Origin of the sequence: Mycolicibacterium neworleansense, assembly GCF_001245615.1 — a bacterium.
GTDB classification, from domain to species: domain Bacteria; phylum Actinomycetota; class Actinomycetes; order Mycobacteriales; family Mycobacteriaceae; genus Mycobacterium; species Mycobacterium neworleansense.
This window is the reverse complement of sequence record NZ_CWKH01000001.1, coordinates 2,629,821-2,651,201: the sequence shown is the minus strand read 5'-3', so window position 1 is coordinate 2,651,201 and position 21,381 is coordinate 2,629,821. Positions and strand designations below refer to the sequence as shown.

At 66.9% G+C, this 21,381-nt stretch carries 23 protein-coding genes; 14 read left to right on the top strand and 9 right to left on the bottom strand.

What is annotated here, in order from left to right:
• Window positions 1-85: 85 nt before the first annotated feature.
• On the bottom strand, window positions 86-1,885 hold the full coding sequence (locus BN2156_RS12590) for an acetyl-CoA carboxylase biotin carboxylase subunit (protein WP_090514133.1): 1,800 nt from the start codon (window positions 1,883-1,885) through the stop codon (window positions 86-88).
• Window positions 1,886-2,086: 201 nt separating this feature from the next.
• On the opposite strand from BN2156_RS12590, the gene BN2156_RS12585 reads away from it, so the two are divergent.
• Window positions 2,087-2,815 (top strand): DUF6199 family natural product biosynthesis protein, encoded by a 729-nt coding sequence (locus BN2156_RS12585; protein WP_090514130.1) that lies wholly within the window; start codon window positions 2,087-2,089, stop codon window positions 2,813-2,815.
• A 10-nt stretch (window positions 2,816-2,825) separates the two neighbouring features.
• Here BN2156_RS12585 and BN2156_RS12580 read toward each other — a convergent pair whose 3' ends face one another.
• Window positions 2,826-3,242 carry a SufE family protein gene (locus BN2156_RS12580; protein WP_162490788.1) on the bottom strand — a complete coding sequence of 139 codons (417 nt, stop codon included), beginning with the start codon at window positions 3,240-3,242 and terminating at the stop codon, window positions 2,826-2,828.
• Window positions 3,239-4,126, bottom strand: a complete 888-nt coding sequence (locus BN2156_RS12575; protein WP_090514127.1) for a sulfurtransferase — start codon at window positions 4,124-4,126, stop codon at window positions 3,239-3,241. Before BN2156_RS12575 ends, BN2156_RS12580 begins: the two co-directional genes overlap by 4 nt.
• Before the next feature lie 103 nt (window positions 4,127-4,229).
• On the opposite strand from BN2156_RS12575, the gene BN2156_RS12570 reads away from it, so the two are divergent.
• The gene (locus BN2156_RS12570) at window positions 4,230-4,970 is read left to right on the top strand and encodes a DUF6199 family natural product biosynthesis protein (RefSeq protein WP_090514124.1); all 741 of its coding nucleotides are present in this window, start codon (window positions 4,230-4,232) and stop codon (window positions 4,968-4,970) included.
• Between the two features lie 12 nt (window positions 4,971-4,982).
• Here BN2156_RS12570 and BN2156_RS12565 read toward each other — a convergent pair whose 3' ends face one another.
• Window positions 4,983-5,210: a hypothetical protein gene (locus tag BN2156_RS12565; protein ID WP_235625282.1), complete on the bottom strand. Its 228-nt coding sequence runs from the start codon at window positions 5,208-5,210 to the stop codon at window positions 4,983-4,985.
• Between the two features lie 105 nt (window positions 5,211-5,315).
• Here BN2156_RS12565 and BN2156_RS12560 point away from each other — a divergent pair, with 105 nt between their 5' ends.
• The gene (locus tag BN2156_RS12560; protein ID WP_090514121.1) at window positions 5,316-6,122 is read left to right on the top strand and encodes a histidine phosphatase family protein; all 807 of its coding nucleotides are present in this window, start codon (window positions 5,316-5,318) and stop codon (window positions 6,120-6,122) included.
• A gap of 16 nt (window positions 6,123-6,138) precedes the next feature.
• Here BN2156_RS12560 and BN2156_RS12555 read toward each other — a convergent pair whose 3' ends face one another.
• The 3 genes from BN2156_RS12555 to BN2156_RS12545 are packed head-to-tail and all read right to left on the bottom strand — an operon-like array spanning window position 6,139 to window position 8,702.
• On the bottom strand, window positions 6,139-6,777 hold the full coding sequence (locus tag BN2156_RS12555) for a Maf family protein (protein WP_090514118.1): 639 nt from the start codon (window positions 6,775-6,777) through the stop codon (window positions 6,139-6,141).
• Window positions 6,778-7,077, bottom strand: a complete 300-nt coding sequence (locus BN2156_RS12550; RefSeq protein ID WP_090514116.1) for an acyl-CoA carboxylase subunit epsilon — start codon at window positions 7,075-7,077, stop codon at window positions 6,778-6,780.
• A complete protein-coding gene (locus BN2156_RS12545; RefSeq protein ID WP_090514113.1) occupies window positions 7,074-8,702 on the bottom strand; it encodes an acyl-CoA carboxylase subunit beta in 1,629 nt (542 codons plus the stop codon). The genes BN2156_RS12550 and BN2156_RS12545 overlap by 4 nt, the downstream gene beginning before the upstream one ends.
• Before the next feature lie 126 nt (window positions 8,703-8,828).
• On the opposite strand from BN2156_RS12545, the gene BN2156_RS12540 reads away from it, so the two are divergent.
• From BN2156_RS12540 to BN2156_RS12500, 8 genes are all read left to right on the top strand, one after another.
• Window positions 8,829-9,968: a PucR family transcriptional regulator gene (locus tag BN2156_RS12540; RefSeq protein WP_090514110.1), complete on the top strand. Its 1,140-nt coding sequence runs from the start codon at window positions 8,829-8,831 to the stop codon at window positions 9,966-9,968.
• Window positions 9,969-10,333: 365 nt separating this feature from the next.
• Window positions 10,334-10,897: a nuclear transport factor 2 family protein gene (locus tag BN2156_RS12530; protein WP_090514105.1), complete on the top strand. Its 564-nt coding sequence runs from the start codon at window positions 10,334-10,336 to the stop codon at window positions 10,895-10,897.
• Window positions 10,890-12,560 carry a steroid-22-oyl-CoA synthetase gene (locus BN2156_RS12525; RefSeq protein WP_090514102.1) on the top strand — a complete coding sequence of 557 codons (1,671 nt, stop codon included), beginning with the start codon at window positions 10,890-10,892 and terminating at the stop codon, window positions 12,558-12,560. The genes BN2156_RS12530 and BN2156_RS12525 overlap by 8 nt, the downstream gene beginning before the upstream one ends.
• Window positions 12,557-14,116: an FAD-binding protein gene (locus BN2156_RS12520; RefSeq protein ID WP_090514099.1), complete on the top strand. Its 1,560-nt coding sequence runs from the start codon at window positions 12,557-12,559 to the stop codon at window positions 14,114-14,116. Before BN2156_RS12525 ends, BN2156_RS12520 begins: the two co-directional genes overlap by 4 nt.
• Window positions 14,109-15,218 (top strand): 3-ketosteroid-9-alpha-monooxygenase, oxygenase component, encoded by a 1,110-nt coding sequence (locus BN2156_RS12515; protein ID WP_090514096.1) that lies wholly within the window; start codon window positions 14,109-14,111, stop codon window positions 15,216-15,218. The genes BN2156_RS12520 and BN2156_RS12515 overlap by 8 nt, the downstream gene beginning before the upstream one ends.
• A 31-nt stretch (window positions 15,219-15,249) precedes the next feature.
• Window positions 15,250-16,059: a biotin--[acetyl-CoA-carboxylase] ligase gene (locus tag BN2156_RS12510; protein WP_090514093.1), complete on the top strand. Its 810-nt coding sequence runs from the start codon at window positions 15,250-15,252 to the stop codon at window positions 16,057-16,059.
• A gap of 9 nt (window positions 16,060-16,068) precedes the next feature.
• On the top strand, window positions 16,069-16,587 hold the full coding sequence (locus tag BN2156_RS12505) for a PH domain-containing protein (RefSeq protein ID WP_090514091.1): 519 nt from the start codon (window positions 16,069-16,071) through the stop codon (window positions 16,585-16,587).
• A gap of 82 nt (window positions 16,588-16,669) precedes the next feature.
• Window positions 16,670-16,843 carry a CsbD family protein gene (locus BN2156_RS12500; RefSeq protein ID WP_090514088.1) on the top strand — a complete coding sequence of 58 codons (174 nt, stop codon included), beginning with the start codon at window positions 16,670-16,672 and terminating at the stop codon, window positions 16,841-16,843.
• 30 nt (window positions 16,844-16,873) lie between these two features.
• On the opposite strand, the gene BN2156_RS12495 is transcribed toward BN2156_RS12500, so the two are convergent.
• Window positions 16,874-17,533, bottom strand: a complete 660-nt coding sequence (locus tag BN2156_RS12495) for a GtrA family protein (protein ID WP_090514085.1) — start codon at window positions 17,531-17,533, stop codon at window positions 16,874-16,876.
• A 71-nt stretch (window positions 17,534-17,604) separates the two neighbouring features.
• Here BN2156_RS12495 and BN2156_RS12490 point away from each other — a divergent pair, with 71 nt between their 5' ends.
• Window positions 17,605-18,879 (top strand): 5-(carboxyamino)imidazole ribonucleotide synthase, encoded by a 1,275-nt coding sequence (locus tag BN2156_RS12490; RefSeq protein WP_407661675.1) that lies wholly within the window; start codon window positions 17,605-17,607, stop codon window positions 18,877-18,879.
• Window positions 18,866-19,378: a 5-(carboxyamino)imidazole ribonucleotide mutase gene (gene purE, locus BN2156_RS12485; RefSeq protein ID WP_210436603.1), complete on the top strand. Its 513-nt coding sequence runs from the start codon at window positions 18,866-18,868 to the stop codon at window positions 19,376-19,378. Before BN2156_RS12490 ends, purE begins: the two co-directional genes overlap by 14 nt.
• Before the next feature lies 1 nt (window position 19,379).
• Here purE and BN2156_RS12480 read toward each other — a convergent pair whose 3' ends face one another.
• A complete protein-coding gene (locus tag BN2156_RS12480) occupies window positions 19,380-20,036 on the bottom strand; it encodes a TetR/AcrR family transcriptional regulator (RefSeq protein ID WP_090514082.1) in 657 nt (218 codons plus the stop codon).
• Between the two features lie 135 nt (window positions 20,037-20,171).
• Here BN2156_RS12480 and BN2156_RS12475 point away from each other — a divergent pair, with 135 nt between their 5' ends.
• Window positions 20,172-21,341: an acyl-CoA dehydrogenase gene (locus BN2156_RS12475; protein ID WP_019346549.1), complete on the top strand. Its 1,170-nt coding sequence runs from the start codon at window positions 20,172-20,174 to the stop codon at window positions 21,339-21,341.
• Window positions 21,342-21,381: the final 40 nt, after the last annotated feature.

Sequence of the window (21,381 nt, the reverse complement as noted above, 5' to 3'; positions counted from 1 at the left end):
GCGTTCCACAGCTCCCCGCCGGAAACACCGCGAGGCTGCAGCCACCGGTTGCGGTGACTACAGCCTCGCGGAAAACGACTGGGCGTTACTTGATCTCGGCGATCACGGTGCCCTGGGTGATGGCGGCACCGGCCTCGACGGCCAGACCGGTGATGACGCCGTCCTTGTGGGCCGTCACCGGGTTCTCCATCTTCATGGCCTCCAGGACCACGACCAGGTCGCCTGCGGCTACTTCCTGGCCCTCTTCGACGGCAACCTTGACCACGGTGCCCTGCATCGGCGCGGTCACCGAGTCACCCGAGGCAGCCGTGGCGCCGCCGCCACCGCGCTTGCGGGCCTTGGGCTTCTTACGAAGGACACCGCTCGCACCACCGCTTGCCCCGCCACCGCCGAGCGCCAGGTCTCCGGGCAGCGACACCTCGAGGCGACGTCCACCGACCTCGACGACCACGGTCTGGCGCGGAACGGTGTCCTCTTCCTCGATCGGGTCGCCACCGGTGAACGGCTCGACCGTGTTGTCCCACTCGGTCTCGATCCAGCGGGTGTGCACGTCGAACTTCTCGCCGTCGCCGATGAAGGCCGGGTCGGCGGTCACGGCGCGGTGGAACGGGATGACCGTGGCCAGACCCTCGACGTTGAACTCGGCCAGGGCGCGACGCGAGCGGGCCAGCGCCTCTTCGCGGGTGGCGCCAGTGACGATCAGCTTGGCCAGCATCGAATCGAACTGGCCACCGATGACCGAGCCGGACTCCACGCCGGAGTCCATCCGGACGCCCGGGCCCGTCGGGGCCTCGAACTTGGTGACCGGGCCGGGCGCCGGCAGGAAGCCGCGACCGGCATCCTCACCGTTGATGCGGAACTCGAACGAGTGGCCGCGCGGGGTCGGATCCTCGGTGATGTCCAGGGCTTCGCCGTTGGCGATCTTGAACTGCTGCAGCACCAGGTCGATGCCGGAGGTCTCCTCGGTGACCGGGTGTTCCACCTGCAGACGGGTGTTGACCTCGAGGAAGGAGATCAGGCCGTCCTGGCCGACCAGGTACTCGACGGTGCCGGCACCGTAGTAGCCGGCCTCCTTGCAGATGCGCTTGGCGGACTCGTGGATCTCCTTGCGCTGCGCATCGGTCAGGAACGGCGCCGGGGCCTCCTCGACCAGCTTCTGGAAGCGGCGCTGCAGCGAGCAGTCGCGGGTACCGGCGACGACCACGTTTCCGTGGGTATCGGCGATCACCTGAGCCTCGACGTGGCGCGGCTTGTCCAGGTAGCGCTCGACGAAGCACTCGCCACGGCCGAACGCGGCGACGGCCTCACGGGTCGCCGACTCGAACAGCTCGGGAATCTCTTCGATGGTGCGGGCCACCTTCATGCCGCGACCGCCACCGCCGAAGGCGGCCTTGATCGCGACCGGCACGCCGAACTCCTTGGCGAACGCGACGACCTCGTCGGCGTCCTTCACCGGGTCCGGGGTGCCCGGAACCAGCGGCGCCTGTGCGCGTGCGGCGATGTGGCGGGCGGTGACCTTGTCACCCAGATCGCGGATCGACTGCGGGCTCGGCCCGATCCAGATCAGCCCGGCGTCGAGCACGGCCTGGGCGAAGTCGGCATTCTCCGACAGGAAGCCGTAACCCGGGTGGATGGCGTTGGCGCCGGACTTCGCCGCGGCGTCCAGGAGCTTCTCGAAGACCAGGTAGGACTCGGCTGAGGTCTGGCCCCCCAGGGCGAAGGCTTCATCGGCGAGCCGCACGTGCGGTGCATCGGCGTCCGGCTCGGCATACACGGCCACGCTGGCAAGCCCAGCGTCTTTGGCGGCGCGGATCACCCGGACCGCGATCTCCCCGCGATTGGCGACCAGCACCTTGGAGATCTTTGAGCTGGCGTGGTTGGCCACGGTGCCTCCTCGGCAGTTCTCTAAGAAACGTCTTTAAGAATCTATCGCGGGCAGTTTATGCGCCGCACCTTGAGGCTTCCCAATCCGGTATCGGTTACCGGTGAGTAGGTTTTGGCCGAAATCCGTCGATCGCCACATCGGTCCTGTTGACGTGCGAAATTGCCGTCACGACGGAGGACCCTACGCTATTACTGTTGGCCCGTGGGTGCGGCGATATTGGTCATTCTCGTGGGCGTGTTGGTGGGCGCGGTGTTGGTGGCTTCACCGAGGCGCATCTGGTGGGCGACACAGTCCTGGAAGTTCCGCGATCCGGAGGCCAACGAGCCGAGCGACGCGGCCTACGGGATGACCCGGGCGGGCGGGGTTTTCGTGATCCTGCTGGCGCTGTTCGTGGGCGCGTCGATCATTCACAGCGACTTCCAGCGGAAGAGCCGCCGCGAAGCGCAGGAACAGCGTCAAGCCGCCGAGGCTGCCTTCGTGGCTCCACCGCCCGAGAAGCGCGGGCCGCTGCCGGTGATCGGCTACTTCACCCAGAAGTTTCCCAAAAGCCTCGAGGTCACCGTGTACTACCTGGCGCCTGGTGAATCGGTGCGTGAGGCGGTGCGCGACTCGGCAAGCCACCGGCCGTACAAGTCGAACTTCCCGTGCTACACCTCCGCCGGGGAAGGCCGGGCCAAGGACGCCTCACTGCTCGTGAACCCGGAATTGTTTTGGGCGCCCAAGGGACTCGGTGACATGGCCAAGTCTGACCGCTGCCATCGGGGCGTTGGCCGCAAGGTTCACGAAACGTCACGGTTCATCGACGGCTCGGTGCCACCGCCGGTCGCCACCGACTCGGCCATCGTGGATCGGTACGGAGCCGAGATCCTGCCCGCGGCCTCGGGCAACGTCGTCCCGAAACTCCCCGAGAAGATGTACCCGGACCCGTAACAGGTCGGCCTCAGGCCGCGCGCAGCCGCCGCTTGATCCGGGTCAGCATTGCCGACATGCCGCGCAGTCGCAGCGGGCTGATCAGCGCGGCCAGGCCCAGCGCGGTGTAGAAGTCGTCGGGCACCGCCAAGATGTCATCGGCGGACTGGCCGTCCAGGCCGGTGGCCAGGATCGCGGCGAAGCCGCGCGTCGTCGGAGCCTCCGGGGGAGCGCTGAAGTACAGCCGGACCTTGCCCCGGTCGGACGCGTCGACGTCCAGAAACAGCGGCGACTGGCACTCCGGAACCGGCTCCATCGCCGCCTCTTCGAGGTGTGCCGGCAACGGCGGCAACTCGTTGGCGAACTCCAGGAGCAGCTGCAACTTGTCCTGGCCGGCCACCTCCTGGAAGTCGGAGACGACTTCGGCCAGGGCGTCCGGCAATGTCACGGAGCTTCGCCCGGATCCGGGCCGACGGCCACAGGCACACGCACCGCGTTGCCCCATTCGGTCCACGAGCCGTCGTAATTGCGCACACCGGGCAACCCGAGCAGGTGGGTCAGCACGAACCAGGTGTGGCTGGAACGCTCACCGATCCGGCAGTACACCACCGTCTTGTCATCGGCGTTGAGGAAGCCATAGAGCTCCTCGAGTTCGGCACGGCTGCGGAACTGACCGCTGTCGCGGGCCGCCTTGGCCCACGGGATCGACTTGGCGGTGGGGATGTGCCCGCCGCGCAGCGCGCCTTCCTCCGGGTAGTCCGGCATGTGGGTGCGCTCGCCGGTGTACTCCTGGGGCGAGCGGACGTCGATCAACGGCTGCTTGCCGAGGATCTCGAGCACGTCATCGCGGTAGGCGCGGATCGGGGCGTCGTTGCGCTCCACGACCGGATAACCGCTGGACTGCCGGGTGGGCACCTCGAGGGTGGTGTCGCGGCCGTGGGAGACCCACAGGTCGCGGCCGCCGTCGAGCAGACGCACGTCAGGGTGACCGAACAGGGTGAACACCCATAGCGCGTAGGCCGCCCACCAGTTGCTCTTGTCGCCGTAGATCACCACGGTGTCGTCGCGGCTGATGCCCTTGCGGTCCATCAACTCGGCGAACTGCTCACCATTGATGTAGTCCCGCACATTGGGGTCGTTGAGGTCCAGATGCCAGTCGATTTTGACCGCGCCGGGGATGTGGCCGGTGTCGTAGAGCAGGACGTCCTCGTCGGACTCGACGATGGCCAAACCGGGCCGGCCCAGATTGCTGGCCAGCCAGTCGGCGGTGACCAGGCGCTCCGGATGGGCGTACTCGGCAAGAGTGGGGCTGGGATCAGCAGGCAGCGGCACACCAAGAGCGTACCGTCGGTCCGGATATCCGCGGCGTGGCAGTGTCCGCGACCGGCACATATTCGTGCATTCTGGGCCCGTAGGGCGGACTTAGGCTGCTCTCGTGGGAGTTGCGATCCTCTGCATCGTCATCGGCGTACCGCTCGGACTGTTCATGCTGCTGCGGCCCCGGAAGATCTGGTGGGCCACCGAGTCCTGGAAGTACAAGAACCCCGAAGCCAACGAACCGAGTGAGGCCGCCTACGGCATGCAGGCCCTCGGCGGCCTGTTCGTCATCGTCGCCGCATTCATCTTGGCCTGGCTGGCCTGGTCGACGGAACGCGACAAGGAGGCTTCCGAAGCCGAGCAGAAGAAGAAAGACGATTGGAACGCGGCGGTGGCGGCGTACCAGCCGCCGAAGCCCGAGGACCGCGGTGCGCTTCCGATCATCGGATACGTAGAGAAGTCGCAAGGGTCGTCACCACGGGTCAGTCTTGAGGTGTATTACCTGCAGCCGCCGAACGTGGTCGAGAGTGGCTTCAAAGAGTTCATGCACAACCCAAAGGGCCGCTACCAGTGCGTAACTCATGTCAGCCGATACGCACCCGCAGGTGTCAATCCGGCACCGATAACGGCCAATCTGAGCTGGGAACCCGATGTCCCGCAAGTCGACAACGCCGCTTCCGACGCGTGCACCACTCGCGATATCGGGCAGTCCAACGAGATCAAGTCACAGCCCTATTTCCTGAATCCGGGGGTGCAGTTGGTCACCGACTCGCCGATCGTCGACGCGCACGGAAAGGTTCTCGCGCCGGCCAAACCCGGAAACATGGTTCCGAAGCTCGACGGGGCGCCGCGGCGGTGAGCTGGCCGGCGGTTACGCGGTGAACGCCACCTCGTAGGCCACGGCGTAGCGTCGGACGCCGTTGTTGGCCCGGAACAGTGAGCCGCCGTTCTGAGACCACGTCACCACCCGGAGCAGTCGCTTGCCCGGCGACAGCCGCTTGGTGATGATGTCGGCGAATGCGGCGCGCAGCCGCTCCAGGTCGCAAGTCTCGAAGTCGCGTGCCACGCGAACATCCCACATTGTTTCTTCGATCGGCATCGGCCCAGTGTCAACCCCTGGTTGAGACTATTCGGGACATCGGCCCGGCGCGCCGCCACTCAAAAGGTTGCAATTTGGTCACTGCAGTCTCACTGGTCACAAATCGTGGTCTCGATCACCGGGATTTTGTATCGGGCGACGGCTGGCGTGTCGATAGCTTGCTCATTCGAGGCCGGGCCAAAAGGCAAGGCGGCGACCGGATTTCGTGAGAACGATGACAAGGGAGGCCCATTCATGGCCGGACGGACGAATCGAACGATGCCCGCCGCTGTCCCCTGGCTCGCGGCAGCGGCCACGCTCGCATGTGCTCTGTCCTTGACCGCCGGAGCCGGTATCGGGCGCGCGGCACCGGATCGAGGCCCCACGGTGGTGTACATCGTCGAGCACGGCGAACCCGTATTCAGTGACCCGGCTCTGCCCTTGTCCGCCAACGGGATACACCACGGGAAGGCAGTGGCGGCCGTACTGCATGACGTGAAGTTCACGAACGTCTACTCATCCAGCGCGCTGCGCTCGAAGCAGACTGTGTCCTACACCGCAGCCCCTCTCGGGCTGCCTGTGGTGCAGCTGCCCAATGGCGATCCCAGCACCCCGGCCGAAGCCGCGGCAGAGCCGATCGTCCAAGCCGTGACGAACCTCCCCGCCGGCAGCACTGCCTTGGTCGGCGGCAATACCGAGAACATCTACCGGATCATCAACAAGTTGGGAATTCCCGTTGTCGACGGGTGCAGTCCAAACCAGCAATGCGTGCCGTGCCTGGACAAGACCTGTTTCACCGCGAACGATCTGAACAGCATCTGGCGGGTGACGATCTACCCGGCCAAGTCAGGTTTCCCACCCGGCATGAAGCTGTCCACGACAGTGGACCGCATCCATACCGAATCGCCAAACATCATCGCCCCGCCGCGATAGCCGGCGCGGCGGGTGGTCAGCCGATCGGGCGAGATTCCCACAGATCGGCAACGGAAATCCCGGCCGCGGCGAGCATCCGGCGCAGCAAGGGCAGGCTCAGCCCGATCACGTTCGACGGGTCACCCTCGATGCCCTCGACGAACCAGCCGCCCAGCCCGTCGAGCGTGAATCCGCCTGCGACACCGAGGGGTTCACCACTGTAGAGATACGCGTTGAGATCACCTTCGGTCGGTGAGCCGAAATGCACTGCGGTGACGCCGGTATCGGCGAGGCGATGGGTGACGGCACCGTCACGCACAACAAGGACGGCATGGCCCGAAAACAGCTGCGCGGTCCGGCCCGACATCGCCTGCCACTGCTTCCGCGCCGTATCGACGTCACCGGGCTTGCCGCACAGTTGCCCGTCGAGAAACAGCATCGAGTCGCAGCCGATCACCACACAGTCCGCGGCGATGGCCGCGGGTAGGTGGGTGAGGACCTCGTCGGCCTTGGCCGCGGCCAGTCCGCTCACCACCCGCTCGGGCGGCGCCCCGGCCAGCGACGCCGTCACCGCGTCCTCGTCGACACCGGATACCACCACCAACGGATCGAGGCCGGCCTGGCGCAGAACGCCAAGCCGGCCTGTCGATGCCGAACCCAGAACGACCCGGGTCATCTAGCGGCGCATATGGGTGCGCTCCAACAGCGTGACCCGCTGCCAGCTGTAGATCGAGTAGCGCAGCTTGTCCACCGGATGGCCCCACAGGTTGCGGTCGCGCACCACCGGGCCGGCGTCGCCGCCACCGGCGGTGCCGAGCACGGCCATCAGCGCAGCCATCTCCTCATCGGAGGGCTGACCACGCAGCACCTTGATGTGAGCCTCGTGGTCGGCCTTTTGCTCGGCCTGCGCCTCGTCGGTGGTGACGTCGGCCTGTACCTCGGCGCTCACAGTCGCTGAATCGTTCGCCCCGCTCACAGTGGGATGTTCCCGTGCTTCTTCGGCGGCATCTGGATGATCTTGCGCTCCAGCAGCCGCAGCGCGTTGGCCACGTAGCCGCGGGTGTGCGACGGCGGGATGACCGCGTCGACGTATCCACGCTCGGCGGCGATGTACGGGTTGACCAGGGTGTCCTCGTAGGTCTGCTGCAGTTCCAGACGCAGCGCGTCGACGTCCTCGCCCTTGGCGGCGGCGTCCTTGAGCTGCTGGCGGTACACGAAGCCCACCGCACCCGAGGCGCCCATCACGGCGATCTGAGCAGTCGGCCAGGCCACCACCACGTCGGCGCCCATGTCCTTGGAGCCCATCACGCAGTACGCGCCGCCGTAGGACTTGCGGGTGATGACGGTGACCTTGGCGACCGTGGCCTCACCGTAGGCGTAGAGCAGCTTGGCGCCGCGGCGGATGATGCCGTTGTACTCCTGGTCGGTGCCGGGCAGGAAGCCCGGGACGTCGACCAGCAGGACGATCGGGATGTTGAAGCAGTCGCAGGTCCGGATGAACCGGGCGGCCTTCTCCGAGGCGTTGATGTCGAGGCAGCCGGCGAACTGGGTGGGCTGGTTGGCGACGATGCCCACCGGGCGGCCGTCGACCCGGCCGAAGCCGACCACGATGTTGCCGGCGTAACCGGCCTGCACCTCGAGGAACTCGTCGTCGTCGAGGATGCGGGTGATGACCTCGTGCATGTCGTACGGCTGATTCGGGGAGTCCGGGATCAGCGTGTCGAGCTCGATGTCCTCGTCGGTCAGGGTCTCCTCGATCGAGCCCTCCGCCGGTGCCACCGGGTAGTGCGGCGGCTCGGCGTAGTTGTTCGGGGGGAGGTAGCTCAGCAGATCGCGGACGTACTCGAAGGCGTCCTGCTCACCGGAGGCGACGTAGTGCGCGGTGCCGGACTTGGCCATGTGGGTGTGGGCACCGCCCAGCTCCTCCATGGTGACGTCCTCGCCGGTGACGGTCTTGATGACGTCCGGGCCGGTGATGAACATCTGGCTGGTCTGGTCGACCATGACGATGAAGTCGGTCAGCGCGGGGGAGTAGACGTGCCCACCGGCCGCGGCGCCCATGATCAACGAGATCTGCGGGATGACACCCGAGGCCTTGATGTTGTTGTGGAAGATCCGGCTGTACAGGCCGAGGGAGACCACGCCCTCCTGGATGCGGGCGCCCGCACCGTCGTTGATACCGATCAGCGGGCGGCCGGTCTTGATGGCCAGCTCCTGGACCTTGACGATCTTCTCGCCGTAAACCTCGCCGAGGCTGCCGCCGAACACGGTGGCGTCCTGGCTGAAGATGCAGACGTCGCGGCCGTCGATGGTGCCGTAGCCGGTGATCACGCCGTCGCCCAGCGGCCGGTTGTTCTCCAGGCCGAAGTTGGTGCTGCGGTGCTTGGCCAGCGCGTCGAGCTCGACGAACGATCCCTCGTCGAGAAGGGCAAGGATGCGCTCGCGGGCGGTCAACTTGCCCTTGGCGTGCACCTTGTCCACGGCGGCTTCGCCGACGGGATGCAGCGTCTCCTCGGCCCGCCTCTTGAGGTCAGCCAGCTTTCCTGCAGTGGTGTGGATGTCCACCTGGTGCTCGGCGGACGGCTCGGTAACGCTCGTCATGGGTCACGATGTTATCGGTAACCCTAAGACTGGTCTAAGAGAGGTGGACGTGGCGCGCGTCACTGTGGTGGTCGTTGTGTGCTGTGGCCTGCCGGTGCGACCGGCCCTGGGCCTACGCTCTCGACCATGACCACCGGGCCGCTTCAGCTGTCCGAACTGGGCACCGACCCCGGATCGGTGCTGCGGCTCGTCGCCCAGTTCGACGCCTTGGAGGAGCAGGAGGTCAATGCCGACGCGGCCGTACGGTTTGCCGCGCTGACCGCCGGGTGCCCGGTGGGTGTCCGCTGGCCGGGAGGCACCGTCGTCCGCTACGACGCGTCGGGACGCCTCGATCCGGTCGACGAAGGGGCCGCTCCGGCATCCGGTCACGAGATTGTCGTCTGGGTGGAACGCGACGGACCCGGGCACCCGCTGGACGATGTCCTGCTCGACCGGCTGCAACGGCTGATCGGCCGGGTGGCCGCGCGGACCGGGGTGAGCGGGACTCCGCACCTGGGTGACCCCGCACTGCTCGAGGTCGTGCTGTCGGCCAAGGAACATCGGGAAGACCGCGCCCGGGCCATCCGGCTGCTGGGCCTCGACGAGACCAGGCCAACGTGCGTGCTGGCGGCATCGGGGCATTCGCCACGGGAGACGGTGCGCCTCATCACCGGGGAACTGGCCGCGCCGACGGTGCGGTCGGCGGTGATCGGCAACGCGACCGCCATCGTGTGCCAGGGATCGTTCGACATGCGCGAGCTCTCGGATCGTCTGGAACGCCGCATCGTCGAAGAGTTTCCGGCCGTGGTCAACACCGGGACCGCATCGGGACCGTGGATCGGAATCGGATCGGTGGGCAACGCCTTCAGCGCTTCGACCTCATGGCACGAAGCCGTCCGCGCGCTGCGCTTCGCGTCGTCGACCGGATTCGGCAGACGCGTGGTGGCCTATGAGCGGTTGAGCTCACTGGAGCTGCTGGCCGACCTGCCGATCGACCGGGTACGTCGTAATCGAGATGTGGCCCGTATCAACGAGATTGCGTCAACGGCGGCCGGTGACCTCGATGTGCGGACCACCGAGGCGTTCTTCGTGTACGGCTCGCTGCGGCGCACGGCGGCCGAACTGCATGTGCACCACAGCACGGTCGCGGCTCGGCTGGCGCGCGTGCAGGCCGCGATGGGATGGGATTTCGAGGATCCGGTGGACCGCTTTCTGGGCACATTGGTCCTCATGGTCCGGCGGATCGCCATGTCGTCGGCGGAGCTGGCCGACGCCGACTTGTTGTAGGGCTTTCGCGAGATCAACGCTGTGGTCGCTCACTGCGCGCAGGGGCAACCACTGCGTCGCTTTCGTCGACCGGGTCGCCAGCCCCGAGACAGCAGCGCGGCGCGCGCCTGCGCGACGATCTCAGTGCCGGAGCCTTCTTTGATGACGCGGATGACGTGCCAGCCCAGTCGGTGCAAAACCCGCTGCACGCGGACGTCGAGCGCGCCAGCGAAAAGCAGCCGCAGTGTTGCTTTCGGCGCCCGAACCGGCGCGGGCGACGACTGTCGGGGAGATTGCCGGGATCGACCGACGCGCGTCGGGTGACGCCGGTCACCCTTTTGGCCAAGATTGCGGTGCAGCCCAGAACACGACACAAGGAGGCCGGTATGGCCATCATCGACCCGACCAAGACCTGGGTCCCCGTGGAAGAGCGTCTCGCCGCGACCACGAACGAGCGGCACCGTCAGGTACTCGGCGTCGTTCTCGAGCACATGAAGGCCGAGGCTGAGCCCGACATGGAGCGCCTGATGGCCACCCTGGCCCCGAACCCCGACTACCACTTCTGGTACGCCAACGCCGATATGGGCCCCAAGACCACCGAGGGTGTGCGCGCCTACTACGAGGCATTCGTCGCCAGCGGCGCCAACCACCTCGTTTTCGAGATCGATCGGCTTGCCGTCGACGATGATCTGGTGATGACCGAAGGCTGGATGAAGATGATCTATCCGGGTGCGGCCGCCCAGGCGATCGGCGTCGAGGTCGACGATCCGGACGGCGACTACCTGCTGCTGTTCCGCCAGCTCATCAACTGGCCGATCGACGCTGACGGTCTGATCATCGGTGAGGACGCCTACCAGACCGGCCCGGTCAGCGTGACCAAGTTGAGTCAGGATGACCTGCCGCAGGCCTACATCGACCAGAAGCGCGCCGCCGCCCAGGCCAATGCCTGACGCTCGGACCGACATCGCGTCGCTGCTGCTCGACCGGGTCGGCGACCAACACCTCGGCCTGCGCACCCGCGACCGGGACTGGACCTGGGACGAGGTGGTCGCCGAATCCGCCGCGCGCGGGGCATACGCAACGGAGCTCCGCGGCTCGTGCCCGATTGAAGGCCCCTTCCACATCGGCGTGCTGCTCGACAACGTGCCGGACTTCCTGTTCTGGCTGGGCGGTGCCGCCCTGGTCGGGGCCACCGTCGTGGGGATCAACCCGACCCGCGGCGCCGCCGAGCTGGCAGCCGAAATCCGGCTTGCCGATTGTCAATTGATCGTCACCGACACCGCGGGCGCGCAGCGTCTTCGTGACCTCGATCTCGGGCTCGGGCCCGAGCGGTTCGTGATCGTCGACGCGGCGGACTACCCGGCACGACTCGACGCACACCGCGTCGTCCCCGAGGCCGCGCCAGGCGTCGGCGAAGACTCTTTGATGCTGCTGTTGTTCACCTCGGGTACGACGGGAGCCTCCAAGGCGGTCATCTGCAGCCAGGGCCGGCTGGCCCGGATCGCCTACGCGGCCGCGGAGAAGTTCGGCCATGTGCGCGAGGACGTGGAGTATTGCTGCATGCCGCTGTTCCACGGCAACGCCATCATGGCGCTGTGGGCGCCGGCGCTGTCGGTCGGTGCGACCGTGTGCCTGACGCGAACATTCTCGGCGTCCGGATTCCTGCCGGACGTCCGGTATTTCGGTGCGACGTTCTTCACCTATGTCGGCAAGGCGCTCGGCTACCTGATGGCCACCGCCGAACAACCCGGCGATGCCGACAACCCGTTGGTCCGCGGCTTCGGCACGGAAGCCTCGCCCGATGACCAGAACGAGTTCCGGCGCCGCTTCGACGCCGAACTGTTCGAGGGTTACGGCTCCAGCGAGGGCGGCGGCGCAGTGGCACTGGCCCCCGACATGCCACCGGGCGCGCTGGGCCGCCCCGCGCACCAGGGAGTCGCGATCGTCGACCCCGAATCGCTGAAAGACTGTGTGCCGGCGGTTTTCGATGAACACGGCCGGGTGCTCAACCCCGACGAAGCAGTGGGGGAGATCGTCGACAAGTTCGGCACCCGCACGTTCGAGGGCTACTACAAGAACGACGAAGCCAACGCCGAACGCATCCGAAACGGCTGGTACTGGACGGGTGATCTCGGCTATCTCGACGAGCAGGGATTCATCTACTTCGCCGGCCGTCGCGGTGACTGGATCCGCGTCGATGGTGAGAACACCTCGGCGCTGAACATCGAACGGGTCCTGCGCCGTCACCCCGAGGTGGTGGCCGCCGGTGCGTATGCGGTTCCCGATCCGCGTTCGGGTGACCAGGTGATGGCCGCGATCGAGGTAGCCGATCCCGACGGCTTCGACGCCGCGGAATTCATCGCTTACCTGGCCGGGCAGGACGACCTGGGAACCAAGGGGATTCCGCGGTTCCTGCGGGTATCGAAGAACCTGCCGGTCACCGGATCCAACAAGGTGCTCAAACGTGAACTGCAGCAGGACCGCTGGCACACCGGCGAGGTGGTGTACCGGTGGGCGGGACGCGGTGCGCCGGCGTATCAGGCCATGAACGACGATGACAAACAGTCGCTGGACGCCGAGTTCACGCAGTATGGGAGGCAGCGTTATCTATGAAATGGGCCGACGAATGTGACGTCCTGGTCGCCGGGTCCGGCGGTGGCGGAGTGGCCGGTGCCTACACCGCGGCCCGCGAGGGTCTCTCGGTGATCCTGGTGGAGGCCAGCGACAAATTCGGCGGCACCACAGCGTATTCCGGTGGGGGCGGGGTGTGGTTCCCGTGCAACCCGGTGCTCAAGCGGGCCGGCACCGACGACACCATCGAGGACGCGCTGGAGTACTACCACGCCGTCGTCGGTGACCGGACCCCGCGCGAACTGCAGGACACCTACGTCCGCGGCGGCGCCGGCCTGATCGAGTATCTCGAAGCCGACGACAATCTGAAGTTCGCGCCGATGCCGTGGCCCGACTACTTCGGCAAGGCGCCCAAGGCCAGGACCGACGGGCAGCGCCACATCGCGGCCCGGCCGCTGAAGGTGGAGAAGGCCCCGCATCTGCGTGAGCTGGTGCGCGGCCCGCTGGATGCCGACCGGCTCGGGGCCGAGCAGCCCGATGACTACTTCATCGGCGGCCGAGCCTTGATCGCCCGGTTCCTCAAAGCCATTGAGCAGTACCCGGATGCGTCGCTGCGGCTCAATACACCGTTGGTGGACTTGGTCGTCGAGGACGGGACGGTGACCGGCGCGATCGTCGAAACCGACGGTGAACGACGGGCCATCCGTGCGCGCCGCGGCGTGCTGCTCGCGGCGGGCGGCTTCGAAGGCAACGACGAGCTGCGCCGCGAGCACGGCGTGCCGGGCCTCGCCCGCGACACAATGGGACCGCCGGCGAACCTGGGCCAGGCGCATCAGGCCGCGATCGCCGTCGGTGCCGATGTCGACCTGATGGACCAGGCCTGGTGGTCGCCCGGCCTGACGCATCCCGACGGACGCTCGGCGTTCGCGCTGTGGTTCACCGGCGGCATCTTCGTCGACCAGAACGGGCAGCGGTTCGTCAACGAATCGGCCGCCTACGACCGCATCGGCCGCGCGATCCTGCCGCGGCTCGCCGACGGTTCGATGACGTTGCCGTACTGGATGATCTACGACGACCGCGAAGGGGAGGTGCCACCCGTCAAGGCCACGAACGTCTCGATGGTCGACACTGCGCGCTACGTCGAGGCCGGGCTGTGGCACACCGCCGACACCCTGGAAGAGCTGGCCGCCAAGATCGGTGTCCCCGCCGAAAACCTGAGCGCGACCGTCACCCGGTTCAACACCTTCGTCGCCTCCGGATCGGACGAGGATTTCGGTCGCGGCGACGAGGCGTACGACCGGGCCTTCTCCGGCGGCGCGTCCCCGCTCGTCGCGATCGAGAAGGGCCCCTTCCACGCAGCCGCATTCGGCATCTCCGACCTCGGCACCAAGGGCGGGCTGCGTACCGACACCGCGGCCCGGGTACTCGACACCGACGGTCGGGTCATCGCCGGCCTGTACGCCGCGGGCAACACGATGGCCGCCCCGAGCGGCACCGCATATCCGGGCGGCGGAAATCCGATCGGAACCAGCATGCTGTTCAGCCACCTGGCGGTCAAAGACATGCTAGGCAGGGAAGTGGGAGGCGCTCATGAGTGATATCCGGGAAATCGACGCCGGCGCGGCGATGACGCGGTTCGCGCGCGGCTGGCACTGTCTCGGGCTGGCCGAGACGTTCCGGGACGGACAGCCGCACGGCATCGAAGCCTTCGGCACCAAACTCGTCGTCTATTCCGACTCCGCGGGCGACCTGCACGTGCTCGATTCCTATTGCCGGCACATGGGCGGCGACCTGTCGATGGGCACGGTCAAGGACGACAACCTCGCCTGCCCGTTCCACGACTGGCGCTGGGGCGGCGACGGAAAGTGCAAGCTCGTGCCGTACGCCAAGCGCACCCCGCGGCTGGCGCGCACCCGCAAATGGGAGACCACCGAGGTCAACGGTCAGCTGCTGGTCTGGCACGACCCGGAAGGCTCGACCCCGCCGGCCGAGCTGACCCCGCCCACCATCGAAGGCTACGACGACGGCATCTGGTCACCGTGGCAATGGAATTCGATCCTGATCGAAGGGTCGCACTGCCGCGAGATCGTCGACAACAACGTCGACATGGCGCACTTCTTCTACATCCACCACGCCTATCCGACGTACTTCAAGAACGTCATCGAAGGCCACACCGCGAGCCAGTTCATGGAATCCAAGCCGCGTCCGGACTATGCCACCCGAGAACTCTGGGATGGCACCTATCTGCGTTCGGAGGCAACGTATTTCGGGCCGGCATACATGATCAACTGGTTGCACAACGATCTGGCCCCGAACTTCACCGTCGAGATCGCCCTGATCAACTGCCACTACCCGGTGACGCACAACTCGTTCGTGCTGCAGTGGGGAGTCGCCGTCCAGCGCAACCCGGCACTGCCCGCGGACAAGGCCGAGAAGCTCGCGGCGACGATGAGCCGGACGTTCGGCGACGGCTTCATGGAGGACGTCGAGATCTGGAAGAACAAGACGCGCATCGACAACCCCTTGCTGACCGAGGAGGACGGCCCGGTCTACCACCATCGCCGGTGGTACGAGCAGTTCTACGTCGACGCCGCCGATGTCGCCCCGGATATGACGGCGCGGTTCGAGCAAGAGGTCGACACGACGCACGCCAACGAACTCTGGCATGAAGAGGTCGCGGCCAACCTGGCCAATCGGTAGCCCACCGCCGGGGCGAATAAGCTGACGGCCCATGGATGATCGCCGGCTGACCCGCCCACCACTCGATGTCACGACCTTGCGGGAATCGTTGAGCGCGCCCTGGCGTCGGCTCGACGTCGTCGAGGAAACCGGATCCACCAACGCCGACCTGCTTGCGCGGGCGGCCGTCGGCGACGACATCGCGGGCGCGGTCCTGCTGGCCGAGTACCAGAGCGCCGGACGTGGCCGGCATGGCCGGCAATGGTCGGCGCCGCCGCGGTCGCAGTTGGCGTTGTCGGTCGGGGTCGACGCGGCCGGGGTGCTCACGGACGCCTGGGGATGGCTGCCGCTTGCCACCGGCGTCGCCGTCGTCGACGCCGTCGCGGAGGTCACCGGCGTGCGCGTCGGCTTGAAATGGCCCAACGACGTACTGGTCGGCGCGGGCGGGGGAAAGCTGGCAGGCATCCTTGCCGAGGTGGCGTCGCCGACTCCGGTCGTCGTCGTGGGGCTCGGCCTGAACGTCACGATGACCGCCGAGGAAGCCCCGGACCCGCGGGCCACGTCGCTGACCCAGCTCGGTGCGGGCACCGTGGACCGCAACCCGCTCGCCCAGGCACTGCTTCGGCACCTGGCTGCCCGTTTCACCGACTGGCGTAACGCCGACCCGAAACTGGCCGCCGACTATCGCGAGCGCAGCGTCACCATCGGCAGCCGGGTCCGCGCGATCCTGCCGGGGGACAACATGTTGGTGGGCACGGCCGTCGACGTCGACGAGCTCGGACGGTTGATCATCGACACCGGCGCCGAACGGGTCACCGTCTCGGCGGGCGACATCACCCATCTACGCCCCGACGCGTCGTAGAGTGCTGCCGTGGGCTACCCGGAGAATGTGCTGGCCAACGACGAGCAGGTGGTGCTGCATCGGCACCCGCACTGGAAGCGTCTGATTGGCGCGGTCCTGGTCCTGCTGCTGATCACCGCGGCAGCGGCATTCGTCGCCGCCGTGGTCAACACCATGGACTGGCAGGCCACCGCCAAGAACGTGCTGTTCATCGTGATCGGGGCGATCTGGCTGATCGTGGTCGGGTGGCTGACGGTCTGGCCGTTCCTGAACTGGTGGACGACGCACTTCGTCATCACCGACCGGCGGGTGATGTTCCGCCACGGCCTGCTGACCCGCTCAGGAATCGACATCCCGCTGGCGCGGATCAACAGTGTCGAGTTCCGTCACGGGCTGACCGACCGGCTGCTGCGCACCGGCACCCTGATCATCGAATCGGCATCGCAGGATCCTCTGGAATTCCACGACATTCCGCGCGTGGAACAGGTGCACTCACTGCTGTACCACGAAGTCTTCGACACGCTGGGCACCGAAGAGTCACCGAGCTGACGCGCCTTGTTGCCGGTTTGGTGCGCACCGCGTCCGGGCAATCTCACCTTGATCGCAGCATGGCACTGCCAAGGAGGAGAACATGAGCGGCGTCGACAAGGCGAAGAACAAGGCCGAAGAGTTGGCCGGCAAGGCCAAAGAGAAGGTCGGTCAGGCGACCGGGGATACCGACACCGAAGCCGAGGGACACACAGATCAGGCCAAGGGCAACCTGAAGCAGGCCGGCGAGAAGGTGAAGGACGCCTTCAAGAAGTAGTGCCGCCGCAATCCTGATACTGGTGCGGTGTCAGGAACTCTTGGACACCGGGTCCGAATCATCGCCCAGCTGACGGGCTTTCGCGCGTCGGCTGGGCCGTCGCAACGGCGTGACGGTCGCGGACTTGCGCTCGGCGTGATCCTCGAACGCTTCGATGAACCCGCCGCCGGTCAGGGTTGACTCCAGCGCCAGATCGGGCTTGTCGACGAACTCGTCGGGGAACACCCAGCGGCGGAACGCCCAGAACCGGAACGCCATCTGCAGCAGGTTGCCCAGGATGTAGGCCGAGATGAAGTCGGCGATGTTCTCGACCGTCAGCGACACCTCGGGAACCCGCAGGCCCAGCACGTAGCTGGAGAAATACAGCGGCAGCATCGACAGCAGCACGCCCACGCCGCTGAACGCGAAGAACAGCAGGGCCTCGTGGTGGCGTTCGCGGCCGCCGCGGTTCTGGAAGCTCCATTCCCGGTTGAGAATGTAGGAGGCGATCACCGCGACGATGCCTGCGATGATCTTCGCGGTGACCGGTTTGGGTTCCAGCACCGTGAGCTTGAGGGTGTAGAAGATCGCCGAATCAATGACGAATGTCGTCGCGCCGACGATCGCGAACTTGATCAGTTCGTGATGCCGCTCGGCATAGGGACGGACGAATCGCGGCAATCGAGCGATTGTCGCATCGGCGAAGGACACAGGTAGGCAGTGTACGGAAATGCGCCGTTCGATGCCGAATCGCTGTGAAGCCCGACCTTAACCGCAGGTCAATGAGCCGGTCATGGCGAGGACACCAATCCGCGCATGACACCATAGAGTGCGTGCCGACAACTCCCCAAAATCCGCCGTCCCCCGCGAGCGGTGCATCTCCTGTGGTGGCGATGATCGGCGGCGGCCAGCTCGCCAGGATGACTCACCAGGCAGCCATCGCGCTCGGGCAGACCCTGCGGGTGCTGGCCTCCGGGCCGGACGAATCCGCCGCCCAGGTCACCCCCGACGTCGTCATCGGCTCCCACACCGACCTGGACGCGCTGCGCCAGGCCGCGGCCGGGGCGTCGGCGTTGACGTTCGACCACGAGCACGTGCCGACCGAGCACCTGGAGAAGCTCGTGGCCGAAGGGGTCACGGTGAACCCGCCTCCCCAGGCGCTGATACACGCCCAGGACAAGCTCCTCATGCGCCGCAAGTTGCACGGCCTGGGTGCCCCGGTGCCGCGTTTCGCCGAGGTCACCTCGGTCGCCGACGTCGAGGAGTTCGTGCGGCAGATCGACGGTCCGGTGGTGATCAAGACCGTGCGCGGCGGCTATGACGGCAAGGGCGTGGTGATGGCCGACGACCTGGCCGCCGCCCGTGAGGTTGTGGCCGGTTACCTGGCCGACGGGGTACCGGTCCTTGCCGAGGAACGCGTCGCGATGCGCCGGGAACTCGCGGCGCTGGTGGCGCGCTCGCCGTTCGGGCAGGGCGCGGCCTGGCCCGTCGTCGAAACCGTGCAGCGCGACGGCATCTGCGTCGAGGCGTACGCGCCGGCGCCCGGCCTGTCCGACGAGTTGGGTTCGGCCGCACAGGAACTCGGCCTGCGGCTGGCGAACGAGCTGGGCGTGGTCGGGGTGTTGGCAGTTGAGCTGTTCGAGACCGTCGACGGCAGGCTGCTGGTCAACGAGCTGGCAATGCGCCCACACAATTCCGGGCACTGGACCATGGACGGCGCGGTCACCAGCCAGTTCGAGCAGCACCTGCGGGCGGTCCTGGACTATCCGCTGGGCGACACCTCGGCGATCGCGCCGGCCGCGGTGATGGCCAACGTGCTCGGGGCGCCGCAGACCCCGACGATGTCGATGGACGAGCGGCTGCACCACCTCTTCGCGCGGATCCCCGACGCGAAGGTGCACCTGTACGGCAAGGGTGAACGGCCGGGACGCAAGCTCGGCCACGTCAACATCATCGGCGCTGATATGGATGAACTTCGCGAGCGTGCGGTACGGGCAGCGCACTGGTTGTCACACGGCGAGTGGACCGACGGATGGGATGAACATGCCGGGAAGTAGTGCACGGGTCGGGCTCATCATGGGCAGCGACAGCGACTGGTCGGTGATGTCCGACGCGGCCGAGGCGCTCGCGGAGTTCGAGGTGCCGTTCGAGGTCGGTGTCGTCTCCGCGCACCGCACCCCGCAGCGCATGCTCGACTACGCCAAGACCGCCGCGGACCGGGGCGTCGAGGTGATCATCGCCGGGGCGGGCGGAGCCGCCCACCTGCCCGGCATGGTCGCGTCTGCCACAGCGCTTCCGGTGATCGGGGTCCCGGTACCGCTGGCCCGCCTCGACGGAATGGACTCCTTGCTTTCCATCGTGCAGATGCCCGCCGGGGTGCCGGTGGCGACGGTTTCCATTGGCGGGGCACGCAATGCGGGCTTGCTGGCCGTGCGAATCCTGGGCTCCGCCGACACCGAGCTGAGGGCCCGAATGGTGAAATTCCAGGCCGACCTGGAAGCCATGGTGCTGGCCAAGGACGCCGCCCTGCGCGATCGCCTGCTGGGCGACAGCTGACTCAATCCCCGATCAGCTCGCGAATGCGCGGGGTCAGGGACTCGATCGGTTCATCGGTCGACATCACCACCACTGCGGTGCGGCCGCCACCGCCCCGGTAGATCGGCCAGGTCGCGGCCAGCGCCTCGGCCAGGTCAGACCGCGGGTTGGTCGAGTCGCCGCGCAGCCACCGGCGCAGCACATGGTTGTGTGCGGCCACCACGGCGTTGGCGAACAGTTCGGCGCGCAGGTCCGCTGTCCAATCCTCGGTCTGTGCGGCCCGCAGGTGTTTGGTGAACAGCCGGACATACCGCGACACCACGGCCGTTTCGAAGTCACGTAGGGCAGGTACCGAGCGGGTGAGCCGGTACCGCGTCCGGGCGCGCTCGCCTTCGGCGAGATAGTTCTCGAATACCGATGTGGTTGCCACCGCGATGACCTCGGCGGGGAGCATTTCGGCCGGCGCCGCTGACAACCTCTCGTCGGCGCGGAGCAGCAGCGTCTCGTGATCGGGAAAGATCAACGCCTCTTTCGATCGGAACTGACGAAACGCGGTGGTGCGTCCTACCCCCGCTCGTGTCGCGATGTCATCGACGCTGGTGGCCTCGTACCCACGCTCCTCGAACAGCTCGAATGCCGCGCTCACCAGGCGCTCCCGGGTACTTGGCAGGGCGGTCATGAGTGCACCTTTCGTGGTACTGAGTGCCGATGATATGGTACTGGGTACCAAAAGTAGCAGGGCGATGCACGCGACGTGCAGTCCGCGCAACGATGGATCCAAGAGCCACGAGCTAAAAAGCGTAAGGAGAAGATCATGGCCGGCTGGGGCGGTAACCCATCATTCGATCTGTTTCAGCTGCCGGAGGAGCATCAGGAGCTCCGGGCGGCGATCCGGGCGCTGGCGGAAAAGGAGATCGCCCCGCACGCCGCCGACGTCGACGAGAATGCCCGCTTCCCGGAGGAAGCTCTGCAGGCCCTGAATGCCTCGGGTTTCAACGCGATTCACGTGCCGGAGGAGTACGGCGGTCAGGGCGCGGACTCGGTCGCGGCCTGCATCGTGATCGAGGAAGTGGCCCGGGTGGACTGCTCGGCCTCGCTGATCCCGGCGGTCAACAAGCTGGGCACCATGGGCCTGATCCTGCGCGGCTCCGATGAGCTCAAGAAGCAGGTGCTGCCGTCGCTGGCCTCCGGTGAGGCGATGGCCTCCTACGCGTTGAGCGAGCGCGAGGCGGGCAGCGATGCCGCCGGCATGCGCACCCGCGCCAAGGCCGACGGCGACGACTGGATCCTCAACGGCACCAAGTGCTGGATCACCAACGGCGGCAAGTCGACCTGGTACACCGTGATGGCGGTGACCGACCCGGACAAGGGCGCCAACGGCATCTCGGCGTTCGTCGTGCACAAGGACGACGAAGGCTTCAGCGTCGGCCCCAAGGAGCGCAAGCTCGGCATCAAGGGCAGCCCGACCACCGAGCTGTACTTCGAGAACTGCCGCATTCCGGGCGACCGGATCATCGGCGAGCCCGGCACCGGTTTCAAGACCGCGCTGGCAACCCTGGATCACACCCGCCCGACGATCGGGGCACAGGCCGTGGGTATCGCCCAGGGTGCACTCGACGCGGCAATCGCCTACACCAAGGACCGCAAGCAGTTCGGTACCGCCATCGCCGATTTCCAGGCCGTGCAATTCATGCTGGCCGACATGGCGATGAAGCTGGAGGCCGCGCGGCTGATGGTTTACCACGCTGCGGCGCGCGCCGAGCGTGGCGAGACCAACCTCGGGTTCATCTCGGCGGCATCGAAGTGCTTCGCCTCCGACGTGGCCATGGAAGTCACCACCGATGCCGTGCAGCTGTTCGGCGGCGCGGGCTACACCGTGGACTTCCCGGTGGAGCGGATGATGCGCGATGCCAAGATCACCCAGATCTACGAGGGCACCAACCAGATTCAGCGCGTGGTGATGAGCCGCGCCCTGCTCAAGTAATCACTTCGCGAAAGGCACCCCGGACGGCTTCGTCCGGGGT